22 protein-coding genes are annotated in these 18,276 nt (G+C 30.5%); 13 read left to right on the top strand and 9 right to left on the bottom strand.

What is annotated here, in order from left to right; all coding sequences use genetic code 11:
• Positions 1 to 156: 156 nt before the first annotated feature.
• The gene (locus JK634_RS17985) at positions 157 to 576 is read left to right on the top strand and encodes a hypothetical protein (protein WP_202769108.1); all 420 of its coding nucleotides are present in this window, start codon (positions 157 to 159) and stop codon (positions 574 to 576) included.
• 280 nt (positions 577 to 856) lie between these two features.
• Positions 857 to 1,567: a GntR family transcriptional regulator gene (locus tag JK634_RS17980; RefSeq protein WP_202769107.1), complete on the top strand. Its 711-nt coding sequence runs from the start codon at positions 857 to 859 to the stop codon at positions 1,565 to 1,567.
• Positions 1,568 to 1,624: 57 nt separating this feature from the next.
• Here the strand turns inward: JK634_RS17980 and JK634_RS17975 are convergent, their stop codons facing one another.
• Together JK634_RS17975 and JK634_RS17970 are read right to left on the bottom strand one after the other, a co-directional pair.
• Positions 1,625 to 3,013: a glycoside hydrolase family 1 protein gene (locus JK634_RS17975; protein ID WP_274601374.1), complete on the bottom strand. Its 1,389-nt coding sequence runs from the start codon at positions 3,011 to 3,013 to the stop codon at positions 1,625 to 1,627.
• 210 nt (positions 3,014 to 3,223) lie between these two features.
• Positions 3,224 to 3,775 carry a hypothetical protein gene (locus tag JK634_RS17970; protein WP_202769105.1) on the bottom strand — a complete coding sequence of 184 codons (552 nt, stop codon included), beginning with the start codon at positions 3,773 to 3,775 and terminating at the stop codon, positions 3,224 to 3,226.
• Between the two features lie 242 nt (positions 3,776 to 4,017).
• On the opposite strand from JK634_RS17970, the gene JK634_RS17965 reads away from it, so the two are divergent.
• The gene (locus JK634_RS17965) at positions 4,018 to 4,329 is read left to right on the top strand and encodes a DUF3949 domain-containing protein (RefSeq protein WP_243425655.1); all 312 of its coding nucleotides are present in this window, start codon (positions 4,018 to 4,020) and stop codon (positions 4,327 to 4,329) included.
• Positions 4,330 to 4,345: 16 nt separating this feature from the next.
• On the opposite strand, the gene JK634_RS17960 is transcribed toward JK634_RS17965, so the two are convergent.
• Complete coding sequence (locus JK634_RS17960) at positions 4,346 to 5,644, bottom strand: sensor histidine kinase (protein WP_202769103.1); 1,299 nt, start codon at positions 5,642 to 5,644, stop codon at positions 4,346 to 4,348.
• Between the two features lie 239 nt (positions 5,645 to 5,883).
• On the opposite strand from JK634_RS17960, the gene JK634_RS17955 reads away from it, so the two are divergent.
• From JK634_RS17955 to JK634_RS17935, 5 genes are read left to right on the top strand one after another with little or no spacing between them, the layout of a single operon-like run.
• Entirely contained in the window at positions 5,884 to 6,093 is a 210-nt protein-coding gene (locus JK634_RS17955) for a spore coat protein (protein ID WP_202769102.1), read from the top strand.
• Positions 6,094 to 6,107: 14 nt separating this feature from the next.
• Positions 6,108 to 6,470: a spore coat protein gene (locus tag JK634_RS17950; RefSeq protein ID WP_202769101.1), complete on the top strand. Its 363-nt coding sequence runs from the start codon at positions 6,108 to 6,110 to the stop codon at positions 6,468 to 6,470.
• Between the two features lie 16 nt (positions 6,471 to 6,486).
• Positions 6,487 to 7,623 (top strand): zinc-dependent alcohol dehydrogenase, encoded by a 1,137-nt coding sequence (locus JK634_RS17945; RefSeq protein WP_202769100.1) that lies wholly within the window; start codon positions 6,487 to 6,489, stop codon positions 7,621 to 7,623.
• Positions 7,624 to 7,660: 37 nt separating this feature from the next.
• Complete coding sequence (locus tag JK634_RS17940) at positions 7,661 to 7,882, top strand: spore coat protein (protein ID WP_202769099.1); 222 nt, start codon at positions 7,661 to 7,663, stop codon at positions 7,880 to 7,882.
• 28 nt (positions 7,883 to 7,910) lie between these two features.
• Positions 7,911 to 8,210, top strand: coding sequence for a spore coat protein (locus JK634_RS17935; RefSeq protein WP_202769098.1), 300 nt, complete (start codon positions 7,911 to 7,913; stop codon positions 8,208 to 8,210).
• A 109-nt stretch (positions 8,211 to 8,319) separates the two neighbouring features.
• On the opposite strand, the gene JK634_RS17930 is transcribed toward JK634_RS17935, so the two are convergent.
• From JK634_RS17930 to JK634_RS17915, 4 genes are all read right to left on the bottom strand, one after another.
• Entirely contained in the window at positions 8,320 to 9,822 is a 1,503-nt protein-coding gene (locus tag JK634_RS17930; RefSeq protein ID WP_202769097.1) for a DUF6034 family protein, read from the bottom strand.
• Positions 9,823 to 9,928: 106 nt separating this feature from the next.
• Positions 9,929 to 10,687 (bottom strand): hypothetical protein, encoded by a 759-nt coding sequence (locus tag JK634_RS17925; RefSeq protein WP_202769096.1) that lies wholly within the window; start codon positions 10,685 to 10,687, stop codon positions 9,929 to 9,931.
• Positions 10,680 to 12,125 carry a sensor histidine kinase gene (locus JK634_RS17920; RefSeq protein WP_202769095.1) on the bottom strand — a complete coding sequence of 482 codons (1,446 nt, stop codon included), beginning with the start codon at positions 12,123 to 12,125 and terminating at the stop codon, positions 10,680 to 10,682. Before JK634_RS17920 ends, JK634_RS17925 begins: the two co-directional genes overlap by 8 nt.
• Positions 12,126 to 12,127: 2 nt before the next feature.
• Positions 12,128 to 12,778, bottom strand: coding sequence for a response regulator transcription factor (locus JK634_RS17915; RefSeq protein WP_202769094.1), 651 nt, complete (start codon positions 12,776 to 12,778; stop codon positions 12,128 to 12,130).
• A gap of 201 nt (positions 12,779 to 12,979) precedes the next feature.
• Here JK634_RS17915 and JK634_RS17910 point away from each other — a divergent pair, with 201 nt between their 5' ends.
• From JK634_RS17910 to JK634_RS17900, 3 genes are read left to right on the top strand one after another with little or no spacing between them, the layout of a single operon-like run.
• A complete protein-coding gene (locus JK634_RS17910; RefSeq protein ID WP_202769093.1) occupies positions 12,980 to 13,744 on the top strand; it encodes a hypothetical protein in 765 nt (254 codons plus the stop codon).
• Positions 13,737 to 14,633, top strand: a complete 897-nt coding sequence (locus JK634_RS17905; RefSeq protein ID WP_207753670.1) for a hypothetical protein — start codon at positions 13,737 to 13,739, stop codon at positions 14,631 to 14,633. The genes JK634_RS17910 and JK634_RS17905 overlap by 8 nt, the downstream gene beginning before the upstream one ends.
• 2 nt (positions 14,634 to 14,635) lie before the next feature.
• Positions 14,636 to 15,277: an ATP-binding cassette domain-containing protein gene (locus JK634_RS17900; protein WP_202769092.1), complete on the top strand. Its 642-nt coding sequence runs from the start codon at positions 14,636 to 14,638 to the stop codon at positions 15,275 to 15,277.
• A 267-nt stretch (positions 15,278 to 15,544) separates the two neighbouring features.
• Here the strand turns inward: JK634_RS17900 and JK634_RS17895 are convergent, their stop codons facing one another.
• Complete coding sequence (locus tag JK634_RS17895) at positions 15,545 to 15,946, bottom strand: pyridoxamine 5'-phosphate oxidase family protein (RefSeq protein WP_202769091.1); 402 nt, start codon at positions 15,944 to 15,946, stop codon at positions 15,545 to 15,547.
• 131 nt (positions 15,947 to 16,077) lie between these two features.
• Between JK634_RS17895 and JK634_RS17890 the strand changes: the two genes are divergently transcribed.
• The gene (locus JK634_RS17890; RefSeq protein ID WP_338031246.1) at positions 16,078 to 16,470 is read left to right on the top strand and encodes a winged helix-turn-helix transcriptional regulator; all 393 of its coding nucleotides are present in this window, start codon (positions 16,078 to 16,080) and stop codon (positions 16,468 to 16,470) included.
• A 677-nt stretch (positions 16,471 to 17,147) separates the two neighbouring features.
• Positions 17,148 to 17,732: a DJ-1/PfpI family protein gene (locus JK634_RS17885; RefSeq protein ID WP_202769089.1), complete on the top strand. Its 585-nt coding sequence runs from the start codon at positions 17,148 to 17,150 to the stop codon at positions 17,730 to 17,732.
• Between the two features lie 84 nt (positions 17,733 to 17,816).
• Here JK634_RS17885 and JK634_RS17880 read toward each other — a convergent pair whose 3' ends face one another.
• A complete protein-coding gene (locus JK634_RS17880; protein ID WP_202769088.1) occupies positions 17,817 to 18,263 on the bottom strand; it encodes a hypothetical protein in 447 nt (148 codons plus the stop codon).
• Between the last annotated feature and the right edge of the window lie 13 nt (positions 18,264 to 18,276).

Here is an 18,276-nt window from a genome sequence, read left to right as displayed (position 1 = left end):
TTATCTGATTTTATTTTCATATAAATATAAATTTAGAACGGTTATTACAAAAAAAACATCACTTATTACTTTTTTGAAACAAGCTATGATATTCTTGCTATAATTCATATAAGAAGTAAATAAAATAGGTTGTGCAAGAAGAGGTGAAAAATAGATATGGAAAATTACGAAGATAAAACCCTAGGTGGTGGCATAATAGCTGTTGTTGTAATCCAATTATTTTTCAGCATCTTATCAATAATTCTACTAACATCTACTTATTTACATAAAGATCAAATCGTACAAATTGCCGGAGCAGAAGGAGCTGCAAAAATCACTTTGGGACAAGTAATTTTAACTGCCATATTGGTTTTAATCATAATAACCGGTATTATTTTTATATTATTTAAAAAAGTTATAGGCATTTTCCTTTACTTTACTTCAGTAACACTCAACACTATATACTCATTGATTTTAAATGGGTTTAATCTTAGCATATTAATATCTTTAATTCTGCCAATTCTTATGGGTGTATTTATAAACCAGAAAAAAGCACTTTTTGGTATAGGGGTTAAGGGTAACAATATAAATATTTAATTAAGTCTACACTGTTGATTAAATATAATTTTTCTCCCAAAATGAAAAGGGTACTTTAAGGTTAAAATTCTTGGGGAAGGATTTTATCTTTGCGGTACTCTTTTTGTTTTGTCTATAAATAAGTATAGTGAATTTAGCTGATATTAATAAATAAAATTGGCTTATTTATTGATAATCCCTTATTTTTAATAAATATAAGTATATGTTCTAGATATATTGTGATATTATCTAAGTATATACCTATTAATTTATATAATATTTATATTTTAGGGAGATTGCTATGACAAAATATACACAAATTGCAAATGATATTAGAACTCAGATTGTTAAAGGCGTGCTTCAAGCCAATGAGCAATTGCCTTTTGAGAAAGATTTATGCATAAAATACAACGCAAGCAAAATGACAGTAAAAAAAGCTTTAGATATTTTAGTAGCTGAAGGGCTGATTGTCAAAAGAAGAGGTTCTGGAACATTTGTTAAAAGCATTAGTAATATAGATATGAATAGACTTTTAGTTTCTAATCAATTTAGAGGTCTTACTGCTTTATATAGTGACCGCAAGGTAACCAGTACGCTTATTACCTTTGATGTTGTTTCTAGTAATGAAGAAGTTACACAAAAGCTTAACTTAGAAAGCGAAGAATTTGTATATAATCTATTAAGAGTAAGATATGTTGATGAAGAACCTTATGTTATTGAACATACCTTTATGCCAATAAACCTGATTCCTGGTCTTAGGAAGCAGCATACTATGGCATCAATTTATTCTTATATTGAAGCAGATCTTGGTCTTAAAGTTCAAAGTTCTCACAGAACTATTAGAGTTAGAAAGTCAAATGAACTTGAACAAAAGTATTTAAAACTTAAAGCAGATGATCCAGTAGCAGTTGTTGAACAAGTTGCTTATCTAGAAAATGGTACTGCCTTTGAATATTCTATATCAATACATAGGTACGATCGTTTTGCTTTTGAAACTGTAATAGTAAGATAATTAATATAAAACGAGAGAATTAATCTTAAATTCTCTCGTTTTTACTTTATAACTTAATTAAAATCCATTATTTTCAGTAACTTCTTTAAACCAGTATCCAGACTTTTTAATAGTCTTTTTCTGAGTTTTTAAATCTAAAGAAATAAATCCATATCTATTTCTATAAGCATTTATCCATGACCAACAATCTATAGGTGTCCATAAATGATATCCAAAACAACTACTTCCTTCTTCTATTCCCTTATGCAAAAACTGTAGATGCTCAGTTATAAAATCTATTCTGTAGTCATCTTCAATGACTCCTTCTGCATTTAAGAATCTTTCTTCATTTTGTACACCCATTCCATTTTCAGAAATATACCAAGGGATATTCCCATAATTATCTTTAATATTTATTGCTATATCGTAAATAGCCTCAGGATATATCTCCCAGCCTCTATGAGGGTTCATTCTTCTTCCTGGCATTTCGTATGCTTCAAAATATTTATCTGGAAACCATCCGTTAGAATAATCAAATTCACTTTCTCTAGCCTTTACTCTAATAGGTTGATAGTAATTTACTCCTAAGAAATCAACTTTGTTGCTCTTTATAATATTTAATTCCTCACTAGTAGCTTCCCATAGCACCCCATCATTTTTAAGTGTTTCCTCTATTCCATCAGGAAACTTACCTAAAACTGCCGGATCAAGGAACAATTCATTATGGAACTTATTTGCATAATCTGCTGCAAGTAAATCTTCTTTAGAATTTGATCTTGGATATGCTGGCGTAAGGTTAAGTATTATTCCTATCTTTCCATCCTTATTGTGCTCAACTTTTCTAAATTCCTCAATAGCTCTAGCTGATGCAAGATTTAAATTGAAAGCTACCTGCATAGCTTTTTTGCCATCAACTATCTTTGGATAATGAAATTCTCCAATATATTGTCCTTGCACTATAACTATAGGTTCATTAAATGTTGTCCAATACTTTACTCTATCTCCGAAAAGCTCAAATGCCTTTCTTGCAAATTTAGCGAAAAGTTCTACAACATATTTTGATTCCCATCCACTATATTTTTCATATAGTTCAATAGGCAAGTCAAAATGGTGTAAATTCATTACTGGTGTCATTTCATTTTTTATACATTCATCAATTACTGAGTTATAAAAATTAACACCATCATAATCAACTTCTAATGTCTCAAAGTCCTTTATCAATCTAGTCCATTGAATCGATGTTCTAAAAGAATTAAAGCCAATACTTTTCATCATTTTCAAATCTGATTTATAGCTATTATAGAAGTTAGATGCTATATTGGGTCCAACCTCATCAAAAAATTCACTAGGTTCTATATCATACCAATAATCGAATACATTTCTATGCTTCTTGTTAAATCTTCCTTCTGATTGTGGTCCTGAAGTAGCAGCCCCCCACCAAAAGTTTTCAGGAAAATTGTATTTCAATCTCTGACCCTCCATTCTTTAATAAGTATTAACTTCTATTTTATATTATTAACACCCTTATTATATGAATTTATTTTTTAAATGTCTATACTTTTATTAGGCATATGTAATCTTCCTATTCTTATTATGCTTGAAATAATCGCAATAAAAAAGATGGGATAAACCCACCTCTTTTATTGAATATTTTATTAGAACTTTTGAATAAAGTTTTTATCTAACTAAAAATTTTAGTTCATTTATTAGAATAATGGAAAACAATATTAATAAAATTGTCGCCAATATTAAGAAAGGTATTTTTATAATATCCCATCTTTTTCTTAGATACTCAGGAAACTCCAACCTATTCATTTCTTCTTTCCATATTGAGTTTTTATTATCAGTACTCACATTAATTAAAAACCCCTCTGCATTAGATGCGAAGTATATTCTATTTCTATCTAATTTTATATTTAAATCTGTATCTCCATCTAATATAAGAACCCCTTCACAAACTGCTCTAAATACTCCTATCACATCGCCTTTTCTTGAATATATTCCTGCTTTTGACACCATATCTTTCATAAATCCTAAAAGTCCTTTAATAATCCAATTATCATAATCACATACATGCTTTTTTATAACTTTTATTCTACATCTATCTTTATTTATTTCTAGGACTTCATAACAATTTTTATTCTGCAACTTAACCATTCTTTCATTTATGTATATATCATATTCATCTTTCCTTGAGTCTGGTGTATTAATTGTTAACCTGGCCACCATTATATTCCCCCATATATTCTCTCTAACCTATACCATAAAATTGAAATTATAGATTCCGCTCTTATTTTAACACCTATTTGGTACCATTTATTCTATTTGTAGTAAAAGACTAATTTATAGTAATAAACGTAAAAACAGATATTAATTTATACATAATTCCTTATCTTTTTTCATAATTTTATTATATTAAGATTGTCTTAATTATCATAAAAATTACTTTGAATCTTTTATCTTTGATATACATGTGGTATAATATAACTTATAAAGAGTTATTTGAAATATGTGTAGGTATGGTTATGAGTCCAGTTTTCGTTTATATTCTTATTGGAATATTTGCACTATATTTAATTTTGATGATACCACTTCAATACCACTATTTAGTTTCTTTATATGAAAAAGAGCTAAGGGCAGGTTCTCAGGCAAAACTATACGATGAAATGTCTTTTGAAGAGCTTAATATTCACGCTAACACTCAGAGTATACACATTATTCCAAACTTCATAGCTTATATAATTTTTAAGTTCAAATATAAAAATAAACATCCGATGATCTAATTATAAAAAGCTCACTCTAGCTTAGAGTGAGCTTTTGTATAAACTCCGTTTCCTTTATATTAGTTTCTAAAAAAACATTATCATATTTATCAATTATTTCTCTTAAATTACTAAGTCCCAATCCCCTATTTTTCCCTTTAGTTGAAAAGCCTTTTTTATTTATCTCAAATATTTTAGGGACACTTACGCAATTATTTTTAATTACGATAAGCAGAGTTTCATATACCCTAACAAAGCCTATATCTAACTTGGGTTTTTCACACTCTTGGGCTGCTTCTATTGCATTATCTAATAATATACCTAGTGCTCTAGTTGCATCTATTACGTTAATTTTGATTTCACTTATTCTCTCAGCTATATCTATATTTACATCTATTCCTATTTCCTGTGCTCTAACGAGTTTAGAAGATAGCAATCCTTTAACTTCTGGTATTTCAATATTCTTTAAATGACCTATTTTAAAATTATTATTTTCCATACCTGCACTTAAGGGAATAATATTATCATAAAAATGTTTCTTTAAGCCTTCCATATCATTATTATCCATATGCCCTATCATAGAGGATATTATATTTATATAATCATGTCTAAATGCTCTCATTTCTGAATATAGTCGTTCAAGATTTACCGTATATTCTTGCAGATTTTGCATCTGTGTTTGCTTATTTTTAATTTCTAAATCTTTAGTTACCCCTCTAAGCAATACATACATTATTGCTATAAGAATGCCGAAATATACTAGAAATAATATTACATTTATCTTGGCAGCTCTATTAGTTGCTTCACTATTATCCTCAATTATTATATTTATATAAAAAACTATAAGTGTGAAGACTAACATAGCAATAATTAAATATAGGGGTCTATTTTTAAATTTTAGGGCTTGTTCAACATTTTTTTTGTTTATTATCATTCCAATAACACTACTTATTACAATTATCAGTGGGAAAATTAAAACTATCAAGACATAATAAATATTTGTTTCTCTATAGTTTTCTCCCATATTAATCTTAAAAACAAACATAGCTATAAAAGTTAAAATATAGGTAGCCACCACACATATTATTGTAGCTGTTAATGGTAATATTACACTCATTCCAATATTATGAGTTTTCTTATATAAACAAAATATTAAAATTAAATTCATGGGAATTATAGATAAATATGGATAGATGAGTCCAAAAGGAAATGATCCTAATATTGCTATAGAAATAAATATTAGCACTTCTTTTTTAGTGAACTTAATCGTAACTAAATTCATTATAGAGATAAAAATGCATATAATGCTTATAAAAATATTGATGAAATTCTCCATAAAAACTCCTCATATCCCAAACTTAGATATAATATTACTTCCCGTATCTTTTATTATATAACTATTACTGCTAATAACAACTATATCATTAAAGCTTTGTTTATAAAATATATAATCCTTATAATATCACCTCTAGAGATTTATCCCAGCAGTACTATTACTTTGCTATTAACTTCACAGTATAAGCCTATATTATATAAGAAAAACTAATTTAAGCAAAAGAAATAGGAGGTGAAGAAATGGAGGTTTTAAAACTAGCACCTAATGAAACTATGCAGGTACATGAAATGCTAAACTTTAAGACTGTTTGTATGACTACATCAAAATTAATGGAAGGTGTAGTTTTTGATCAAGATTTAAAAAAGTTACTTGAAAAAGATGTAAGACAATCAATGACTGCAATAACAGATTTACAGAATTTATTGTCAAAAGCTCCAACTATAAGATAGGAGGTTTAAGATAGATGATTACTGATTACTTAGAAGTAAGAAATGCTGAAGGAATGCCAAAACTAATAGATGAGACCATGTCTCTTACCTTTTTACTTAATGCAAAAAGTGGAGTTAGAAACTGTGCTATTGCACTAACAGAAGCATCTTCTCCATCCGTAAGATCCGTTCTACAAAGACAATTAGATGATGCATTAAACTTACATGCAGAAATATCTGATCTTATGCTAAGTAAAGGTTGGTTTCATCCAGTTGACTTGGAAAAACAATTTAGAATGGATATAGAATCCTCAGAAACTGCAACTCAAATAGCTAACTTAGATTTATTTCCTGGAAACACAAATAGACTAGGAAATTTTGCAACTCCAGAAAAATAATTAAGGAGGTAACATAATGAAAGCTGTAACATTCCAAGGAATTAAACGAGTTGAAGTTAAAGATGTTCCTGCTCCTACTATAGTTAAACCTGATGATATAATTGTGAAAATTACAAATACAGCTATCTGCGGATCAGATTTGCATCTTATTCATGATATGGTTCCAAATTTACATCAAGACTATATCATAGGACATGAACCTATGGGAATTGTTGAAGAGGTGGGTAAAGAAGTTAAAAATCTAAAAAAAGGAGACAAAGTTGTTGTTCCTTTTAACGTGAGTTGTGGTGAATGTTTTTATTGTAAACACGATTTAACCTGTATGTGCGATAACTCAAATCCTAATGGAGAAAATGGAGGATTTTTAGGATATTCTGATACCTTTGGTGGATACCCTGGCGGTCAAGCAGAATATTTAAGAGTTCCGTATGGAAACTTTACCCCATTTAAAGTTCCTGAGGATTGTGAAATTCAAGATGAAAACTTGCTATTAATGTCAGATGCTATGGGAACTGCTTATTGGAGTGTGGAGAATGCTGGCGTTAAAAGTGGAAATACAGTTATTATATTAGGATGCGGTCCAGTAGGGCTTTTAGCTCAAAAATTCGCATGGCTTCATGGTGCAGAAAGAGTAATTGCAGTAGATTACATAGATTATCGTTTAGAGCATGCTAAGAAATATAACAATGTAGAAACAATAAATTTTGAAAGACATGATAACACTGGAGAATACTTAAGAGAAATAACTCATGGTGGTGCCGATATTGTCATAGACTGCGTTGGTATGGATGGGAAAATGACTCCTTTAGAATTTGTAGGTACTGGAGCAAAGCTTCAAAGTGGCGCCTTGGGTGGCTTTATAACAGCGACTCAAGCAGTTAGAAAAGGTGGAATGATTCAGGTAACTGGAGTATACGGCGGAAGGTATAATGGATTTCCTTTTGGCGACATAATTAATAGAAATATTAATATAAGAACTGGTCAAGCACCTGTAATTCCTTATATGCCTACATTATATACCTTAATGCAAGAAGGTAAGGTTGACCCAAGCGACATTATTACCCATAGACTTCCACTAGAAGATGCTGCTCATGGCTATGAAGCTTTTGACACAAAAACAGAAGATTGTATAAAAGTAGTTCTTAAACCTTAAAGTTTTTAAATAGTTATAATAAGGAGGCTTAAACTAAATGGAAGATAAATATATTACACCAAATGAAGCCATTCAAATACATGAACTTTTAACCCTAAAAAATCTTTCATTAACTAAATGTGTCACTATGTCACCGTTGGTTTCTGATGATGAGTTAAAGAGGATTTTAAAAGATGATGTAGCTACTGGAAAGCAACACATAAAAGAACTAAGTAACCTTATGGAAAAGTCAACAATCGCACAGTCACAAGGCCTATAGGCTACATTATATAAAAGAAGGTGATTTTATGAATGGAATAATAGAAAGCATCACTGGGATGGATAAGTTAACAGATCAAGTAATAGCTACAGACTTTTTAGTAGCAGCTAAAAGTGCAGTAAGAAATTACTCAATAGCACTAACAGAAACTACTTCACCTGAGGTAAGGCAAACTTTAAGAAATCAATTAAACCATGCTATAGCTACTCATGAAAAAATATTTAGATATATGGAGAAAAAAGGCTATTATAATGCCCATGACTTAAAGGAACAATTTAAAGTAGACATGAAAACTACAGAAACCGCCTTAAGTCTTGCCGGAAGATAAAAATTTGTAGATTGATTAATAAATCAAGTGAGGACTTTACATTTTCCTCACTATTTTTTATTCTTCCGTAAAAATTGTTAAAGGAAGTCAAAAATTGACCTCCTTTAAATTAATATCCTTGAGTTCTATCTATTATTGAGCCATCTATAGCATTAATGGTCATAAAACTATTATAAGTATGATCCACTTTCCCATCCTTTGATGTTTTTGATCCAAAGAAATCCCAAACTGGCACCATAGTAAATTCATCTTCTTTGCCTTTAACATTTACTCTCATCATTCCAAAGGTTATACGATTTATGTCATAAGTAGTATTTTCATTATTCTTACCACTTTGAGCATATCGAATAAAGAACTGTTTCTTAAAGACTTCCATTATATCATTAAAAGGCTTTATCTCTGCATCAGAAGATATAGTTCCAGTTACTTTTGCAGGAGATTGCCAGTGAAACTCTATTACCCCTGTATCATCAATAAGCATAAATAGACGTTCATACCCATATGACTCATCATTTTGTAGTTTTTCCTCTGCTAAGTCTAGAGTTGTAGGTACGCCTGCTACATCTCGAGTAAACCATAACCCATATGCTTGATTCATTTTATTTGGATCATCCTCTTTTGTTAATGGCATTAACGTAGCTAGATTAATTTCTGTAAGCTTTAGGTCTGCAATTCCAATTGAATTAAGAGTATCTTGTGCTAATTTCTTTACTTCCTCTAAAGACATCTTCATTCCTCTAGCACTACTTCCTGTGTATTCATGAAATTTATATACTTGAGTGCTATCGTGATTTATAATACGAGCCATAGAGCTTTTTAAAGAATTCGATGTAGAAGTATAAAGTTCTTCATCGTATCCTTTTCCTGAATCTACTACTACATTTAGTGATTTCCCATGAAAGCCTTTATATGTCTTTCCATTGCTTTTAAGATCACTTTCATCAACATTTTCTAATGTCTTTGCAGCAGCTTTTCTTTCTGGACTTTCTGGTGCTTTTGATAAGAGTTCCTGTGCTTCTTTTTGATACATTGTACTAGCTCCTGGTTCAACCTGTTTAGTTAATCTAGCTTTAGTACTTCCTCCTATCGCTACCGGATCAATTGGATCTCCATCACTCTTTTTTATTTCATCATTTTCATTATTTGGCAAACTATATGCATTCATTAATGTAATATAATCTTGGATTCCCTTTTTAGTCATAAGCTCATTTGGTTTATATAGCTGTTTCCCCTTCATAAATGTATCTATTATTTTATCTACCCTAGCTTGATCAATTCCATCTGGTTTTACTGTAACTACTGAGACTTTTGAAGTTTTAGGCACCTGCACTTTTGCATCAATTTTTAAGCTTGTTCCCCCATTTTTAATATCCTCTTTTATAGTATCAGATAAATTCTTGAATATATTAGTTCCATCCGTATTATCTACTACCTTACCATTAATATCTTGCTGCTTACTTGTGACTGGCGGCTTTTCAGGTGCTTTCTTGCAAGCAACCATAAACCCTATTGTTGCTATCAATACTGTAAATAGTGCTACCTTTCTTATTAATTTAATACCTCTAAATTTTATGCTTCTATGAATTAATTCCTTAACAAAATACCTTTTCATCTTTTCCTCCTTTTTATTTATATAAAAAATACCCCTTTACTAAAGCGTAAAGGGGCACTGCATCATCATAGTATATAAGTTGTATCATAATTGCATATTATTTAACTTATTTCATTTGCAAGCTTTCTGTTTCTAAGCTCATTGAAAATATCGTGTAACCAGCTTGCTCATTTATCTGTAGATTCATTGAAAGAGATGAATTATCAAAACTCCAAACAGCATTTTGAAGTTGCTTTTTATTTAAAGAAACAAGCCGTCCTGGCATATTCATATGTACTGCTATAGTCTCTGCCATATCCTCTATATTAATAGTACTACTCTCATTTATAGTAAATTTAAATACTAAAATTACCCCTGTATTTGCGTCTATTGCAAGAGATATTCCTTTGTTATTTCTGCCCTCATCATTCTTTGGACTTAAGTTAATATTCCAATATTGAAGTACAGTGCTATTCTCTTTTATTTCTCTTAGCTCCGCATCAACATTATAGGACTCTGGAAATCCACTTAAGTTAGGCAATCCTTTCTTGTCTATTATAGCTGATATCTGCTTTGTAGAAGTAGCGATAGCTTCTCTCATTCCCATGCTGCCTGTAGTAGATTCCTTAACCAAAGCACCTTCATGTGAATATTTCTCATATAAAGCTACCTTTTTAGCTAAACTTTCTGCAATACTTTGAGCTTTTGGTTCTAAATCATTTTGAGTATTTGGGTTAACTGAGTTGTTTTCACCACTCATCACAACTGAATGATTTATTATACTTTCTTCTGATTTACTGAGCATAATCCCTGGCATAAAAACACTTAAGGTAATAATAATGCATGCCATTAAAACCATTAAGGTATATTTTACTGCTTTATTCATTATTATCCCCTCCTTTGGCTTTATAGCATGGTAATTTAATGTTTACTGTAGTTCCAACTCCTACTATGCTATCAATCTTTAAAGTAGTATTATGTAATTTTGTAATTCTTTCTGCTATAGCTAGCCCTAACCCTACCCCATGCTGTGCTCTTGATCGAGATTTATCCACCATATAAAAAGCTTCAGTTATCTTACTTAATTCTTCTTCTGGTATACCTTTACCATGATCAATTATAGTAAATGTATAATTTTCGTCATCTTTATGACCTAATAGTTCAACTGTAGATCCTATTTCTGAGGCTTTTCTTGCATTATCTACAACATTGTTTAATAAAGTCTTCATAAGGTCAGGTTCAACTACTACAGTGCCCTCTTCTGCAGATGACTTTAATGTAATCTCACTTTGTTTAAAGGATGGCATAGCAACCTCAACTACATATCTTATTAGTTCCTTAGTATTAATAGGAATAAATTTAAAATCCTTCCCTTGAAGCATTACTAAATCAAGCATTTTTAGTGATAAGGCTTCTAGCCTGTTAGCCTCACTATAGATATAGTTTGCAGCCTTAAATGTAGTTTTAGAATCTAATTCCTTACTCCTTAACATATCAGAATATCCAATTATTGAAGTCATGGGAGTTTTAAATTCATGAGTAAAATTAGCTATAAATTCATCCTTTGCAGTAGAAGATTGCTCGAGCTTACTAATCTTATCCTCTACTGATATGGCCATGCTATTAAAGCTTTTAGCTAATTCTCCTATTTCATCTGAAGATTTTATATCTGCTCTTTTATCATACTCCCCTGCAGAAATTCTTCTGCTAACCTCTGTAAGTTTGCGCACATTACGAGTAAGTAACCATGAAATTATAAAAACTACAGCTGCACTTAAAAATATAATTACACATTGGTAAATCATAAACATATGTAACTGAGTATTCATTTCCATAAATACATCGCTAATATCTCTCACGTAGCTTAAGTAAATACTTCCAGAACTATTACTAATTATCCCAGTTACATAAAGATTATATATTCCATCTTCTTTGTGTATATTATATAGGTTGTCTCCAGCTTTTAATGAAGTAAGCCCTGATATACTATTGTCTTTTTTCCCTAAGGTAGGGTATATCTCAGCCCCATCTTTATCATAAACTATAATTTTTCTTCCACCTTGCTTGCTCTGCTCTATACTTTTAGCAATATCCTGAACTGAAGAAAACACTTCTAAGTTTGTCATACTCTTTCCCTGCATTTCCTTGCTAACAATAGCTGACTCAAGCATGTATTGCACTGATAAGCGTTCATCTGAAGCACGACTAATTTCTCTATCCTTTGAAGAAATAAAGCTTGAGTAAATAAGTAAGTATCCTCCAATTGAAAAAGAAATAGCTACCGCTAGAACTGTGCTTATAAATATTTTAATTGAAAATTTCATTCCTACACTTCCAATCGATATCCTATTTTGTATACTGTTTTAATCTTATCTTCCCAGCCCAATTTTTTACGTAACCTTTGTATATGTAAATCTAATGTTCTTGTCTCTCCCATAAAGTTTGAACCCCATATTCTCTCAAACAGAGTCTCTCTAAAAAGAGCCATATTCTTATTGTTAACTAACATTACTAAGAGTTCATATTCCTTTAGAGTAAGATCTATAACTTCACCTCTTTTAGTAACTTGCCTAGATTCTGTGTTAATCTCCACATCCTCTAAGCTTAAGATTTTCTTCCCTTTATTATATCTTCTAAGAACGGCTTCTACTCTAGCTGTAAGTTCTGATATAGCAAAAGGTTTTACAATATAATCATCTGCTCCAAGCTTTAACCCCTTAACCCTATCCTGAATAGAACTTTTAGCTGTAATAAATATTACAGGGATGCCAAGCTGGCGTGTATATTCTAATAACTCATATCCATCTATATGAGGCAACATTATGTCTAGTAAAGCAAAATCGAAACTTTCCTTTTCTAATAAATTAGCTGCAGTAAGTCCATCATGAGCACTAGTGCATATAAAACCCATGTCCCGTAAATTCATGCAAATCAAATCATTTATCGCTATATCATCCTCAACAATTAAAGCCTTCATTAATCTATCCTCCTAATTTATATATCATAAATTCTATACCCCAATTGTAACAAAGTTGTATACTGCTTTTAATATTTTTTTCAGATAATACAACTTTGATACAACTTCTATACGAAGATGTCGCAACCCTTAAATATACTATGTAAATATAGTGTGGTTTTCATAGACTACGTTGTAAATACACAAACTGGAGGGATTCTCATGTTATATACTATTGGTTCCGATATTAAACGTGCCATTTACTCAAAAGGTTTTTTAGCAGGAACTTTGAGTATGGTAGTTGTAATAGCTCTTTCTTCCCTGGAAGGCATATTCTCTAGCTTGGCAAACTCTCCAACTTTGCCAAGTGGATATCACGCGCTTATGATTATTAATGTACTAACCTCAGAACCAGTTATGCTGGCAGTACCAATAATCGCATCTTTACCTTTTACTTCTGCCTTTGTAGATGATATTCAAAGCGGATTTATAAAACAGTTTTTACCTAGAAGTGGTGTGAATTCATATATTAGTGGAAAACTTATTGCATGTACACTGTCAGGAGGCTTAGTTATCTCCTTTGGGATTATAATTTCCTATATTTTTTCCTCACTAGTAATTACCCATATGGAAGGGCCTGCTATAGAGGGAGTTATAGCTACCTCATATTTGATAACTCTATTTGAGAAATTATATATTTTCTTTTTCTCTGGGGTGTTTTGGTCACTAGTTGGTTTTACTCTTGCAAGCTTTACTCAAAGTAGATATATTGCCTATTCTTCACCATTTATCATCTATTATGTGCTTGTAATAATTTATGAAAGATATCTTGATTTCTTCTACTACCTCTATCCAAAGGAATGGCTTAATCCTACTCACTTATGGCCACTAGGCAATGGAGGACTTATTATCTTTTTATTATTATTTGCTATACTACTTAGTTTAGCTTTTGGAATATTTGCAAGGAGGAAATTAATTAATGGATAAGATTAGAAAGGTTGGCTCTGTCGCTGCCTACAATTTTAGAGGATGGCACAAGAACCCTCGTATTATAGTAACTTTTGCATTAGCTTTTATACTTTGTTTTTTACTATCTGATAAAACTGTGCGATTTGCTCATGAATATAATACTACCATGCAACTTGTAGAAGCCTTTGTTTGGACTTTTGGTGATAGTAATTCTATTTTACTTTCCTCGCTCTTACTTCTTTTATTATTTGCAGATATACCGTTTTTAGGTCCCGGAGTTCCCTTTTACCTAATGAGAATTGACAGAAAAATTTGGCTTATTGGTCAATCATTATATGTAGTTCTTGCAACAGGCGTATATTTAATTTTTATCCTGTTCTCAACGGTGCTATTATGCATGAGTAACTCCTTTATAAACAATATGTGGAGTGATACTGCTGCGATACTTAGTTACTCTGATTCAGGTAAAACCATAGCTCTTCCTTCTCTTGTTAAGACTTTAGAAATGTCTACACCATATGAAACAATGCTTACCATATTCTTATTAATGTTACTTTATACTCTACTTATGGCTTTTATGATGTTAATGCTAAATATCATAAAAGGCCAATCTTTAAGTGTTGTTGGAGTATTTATCTTTAGTCTATATGGATTTATACTCAATCCCCAATTGATTAGAGCTGTATTTAACTTACCTGATGAATTAATGTATAAAGCAAATGTTGCAATTGGGTGGATTTCTCCCTTAAATCATGCTACTTATAACATGCATAACTTTGGGTATGACTTATTACCTACCCTGTGGCAAAGCTGTTTGATATTCATCCTTTTAATTTTAGTATGTTTTGGGATAACTCTTAGATGTATAAGAAATTACAACTTTAATTTTACTGGTACGGAGGTATAAAAATGAGTACTGCAATTCATATAGAACATATTTTTAAAAACTTTGGGCAAGAACAAATTTTAAGTGACGTAAGTCATGATTTTGAACAAGGAAAAATTCATGGAATAGTAGGCAATAATGGTAGTGGAAAAACCGTGCTTATGAAATGTATCTGTGGATTTTTAATTCCCACTAAAGGAAAGATTTTAGTACAAGATAAACAAGTAGGTAAAGATATGGACTTTCCACAAGATTTAGGTCTAATTATAGAAACTCCTGGCTTTTTACCTCAACTATCTGGAATGAATAATTTGAAATTACTTGCCTCACTTAAGCGAAAAATTTCAGAAGAAATTATAAAAGATACTCTTAAGCTAGTAGGTTTAGATCCTGATATGAAAAAGCCTGTAAGCAAGTATTCTTTAGGAATGCGTCAGAGACTTGGTATAGCCCAAGCCATAATGGAAGACCCATCTTTATTAATTCTAGATGAACCCTTTAATGGTTTAGATAAAAAAGGTATAGCAGACATACGAGCCTTACTTCAGGATTTAAAAACAAAAGGAAAAACAATCATACTTGCTAGCCATAATGCTCAGGACATTGACTTACTTTGCGATACCGTATGCGAAATGGATTCTGGAGTACTTACAGTTATAAGATAATATAAAAAAATAGTAGCCCCACCCGCAATTTGGAAGCTACTAATTTTTATCTATAAAACTTTAGTGATACCAGTTGCCTAAGCAACTTATATTGTATACTATAGGGTGCCTAAAACATATTACCAGTATGTTTTGCTCCCTATTTTTATTATCTTCATTTCTTACTTATATTATAACAAAGAATTATAGAAAATAAACCTATAAATTTATACGTTATATATTCTTTTATATTATTTCCAAAATTCTTAAATTTAATATTTTATTCTTCTAAAATTCTATTTTCTTTGGGGGATTTCCTGAAAAATCTGCAATAGTTGCAGTTCCATGTTCAATATAAAAGACCTTAAATATAGGATTATCAGCAGTCTTATATCCCTTTTTTATAGGTTCAAATACATTAAGTATCTTCTCTTTCATAGCTAATTCTTCAGTGAATCTTATTTCTCCACTTACTCTAAGAGTTATCATATCCTTTGACATAACTGAGTATTCTACATAAGGCACTTCTAATAGCTGTTTATAGACTTCTTTCAAGCTATTTGTACAAAAATATAACTTTCCTTCCTCCTCTAATATAAAACCAAAAGGTCTTACTCTAGGTTTTCCACTATCCACTGTTGCTAAAAATCCATTAGGATTTTCTTTTAATAACTTTAATACTTCTTCCATTTTAATTACCTCATTAATTTAAATATTTGTTATAAGTATTATGGTAAAATCAAAGTAATCATATTACAAGTACGCAGGTTTATATGACATAGTCATGTAAATAAGACTATTAAGGAAGGATGCGGTTTTTCTTGGATAATAATTCTGATCTTTGTCCAGTTACAGTAACTCAAAATGTTCTTATGGGGAAGTGGAAACTAACAATCTTATGGATTTTACATAATAAGACAAGAAGATTTAATGAACTTCAAAGACTTATTCCCACAATCTCAAGGGGAGTTCTTACTCAACAATTAAGAGAACTTGAACATGATGGTCTTATTCATAGAGAAGTTTATAGAGAAGTCCCTCCAAAGGTTGAATACTCCTTAACGGCTATAGGAGTAAGCTTTATCCCAGTAATGTCTCATATTATGGAATGGGGAGTTGGGTATATAAAAAAGACTTCCACCTGTAATATTGATGTTTGTATGGAAAATGATTTTCCCTGCAATAAATGTCACGAAATGCTGAAAACAAAATAAATGTAATTTAATGAAAAAATCAAGAGTAGTATCTATATAAAGATATCTACTCTTTTTTTCATAAAACTACAAAAGAGAAATTATATGTAGAATAATAAAAATTATAGGGAAAATGATAAAAATCCAATTATTGAAGACTCTATTTCTAATAAAAGAAAAAATTACAAAAACAAACAAAATAAAAGATATGATAACATCTAAGGAATATTTAAAATCACCCTTTGAATTATATATAAAATAAGAAAGCCATGAATAATTCTTAAAAGAAGTTCTTGAAAGATATTCATGCCTTAAATAATCAAAAATAAGTACTGTTATATAAGTTAAAGAAAATAAAGTAAGTTTTAAACTTAGTTTTTTGTTCATAACTACCCCACTACATTAAAAACTTGTATATTTTAATTATATAAATCTCTAATGTAAAAATATAGTACTTTATTAATAAGTTCCAAGTATAAATACCATTAATGCTATGTCCATTAAAGCTAAAACCAAGAGAAGTATAAACGCAACTGAAAAAACTACTAATGCACTTAATGATTCTTCATCCATTATCATCACCTCATTATGATTATGGACAAACAGTAAATATTTAATACAAAGAAAATAGTGGTTTTTATAAGAATTAATAATTATGTTAAAATATACTAATAAGTTTGAGATAAAGGGGGATATTTATGAAAAAGGTATTGTTGCTTCTTGCTAATGGGTTTGAAGCTGTAGAAGCAAGTGTTTTTACAGATGTTATTGGATGGAATGAAACAGATGGGGATGGATCAACTAAACTGGTAACTGTTGGACTAAGAGAAAAATTAAAGTGTACTTTTAACTTTACAGTAATTCCAGAAATGCTTATAAATGAAGTTAATGTTGATGAATTTGATGCACTTGCTATACCAGGAGGCTTTGAGGAAGCTGGCTTTTATGAAGATGCCTATAGTGAAGATTTTTTAAATATAATTAGGGAATTTGATAAAGCAGGAAAAATAATAGCTTCTATTTGTGTTGGGGCCTTACCCCTAGGCAAAAGTGGAGTTTTAGTTAATAGAAACGCCACAACCTATAATTTAAATAATGGAATAAGACAAAGAGAGTTAGCAGAATTTAAGGTTAATGTTTTACCTGATGAACCTATTGTAATAGATAAAAACATAATTACCTCTTATAATCCTTCAACAGCTTTCCCTGTCGCTTTTAAGCTTTTGGAAATGCTTACTTCTGAAGAAAACTGTAATAAAGTGAAATGTAAGATGGGTTTTTAAAATACTAATGCTCTGTTAAAGAAAAGTGTTGATAAATAAAAAATTTAGGGAAGTCTAATTAATTTAGTCTTCCCTTATTTACATTTACTTAGCATTCTTTAATTCAATGGTTTGAATCTTTCCATCTATATTTATATCAACTTTTATTATTTCATCTTCTCTCTCAATCGCCGATCCTGTGCTACTTGTTTTAATGGTGTACGCCTTTTGCTTTGGAGTGTTATCATCAAAACTTTGATTAGACTTTCCACCTGTAGCACTGCTTTTGTATGATATTTCTAAACTCTTCATTGAAGCTAATTCTGATACATCCTTTTTATAGGTTACTGTTAATGTATTATTATATTCACTACTATATTGGCCTTTATCCTTCTTTTCAGTTATTGTTTTAGTTCCATTAACTTTATATTCAGCCGTCCAAAGGTCATTTTCTCCTTTATAGGTATAGCTGACTTTAGTAACTTTTTGCTTTGTACAACCTGTAAGTATGAGTAGCATGATTAGAATTAAAATACCGGATAATTTCTTCAACTTTATCCCCCCA

This window comes from Clostridium paridis, assembly GCF_016765615.1.
Lineage (GTDB): Bacteria > Bacillota > Clostridia > Clostridiales > Clostridiaceae > Clostridium_T > Clostridium_T paridis.
Note: the sequence above shows the minus strand (reverse complement) of the source record. Positions and strands in the feature narration are given on the sequence as shown.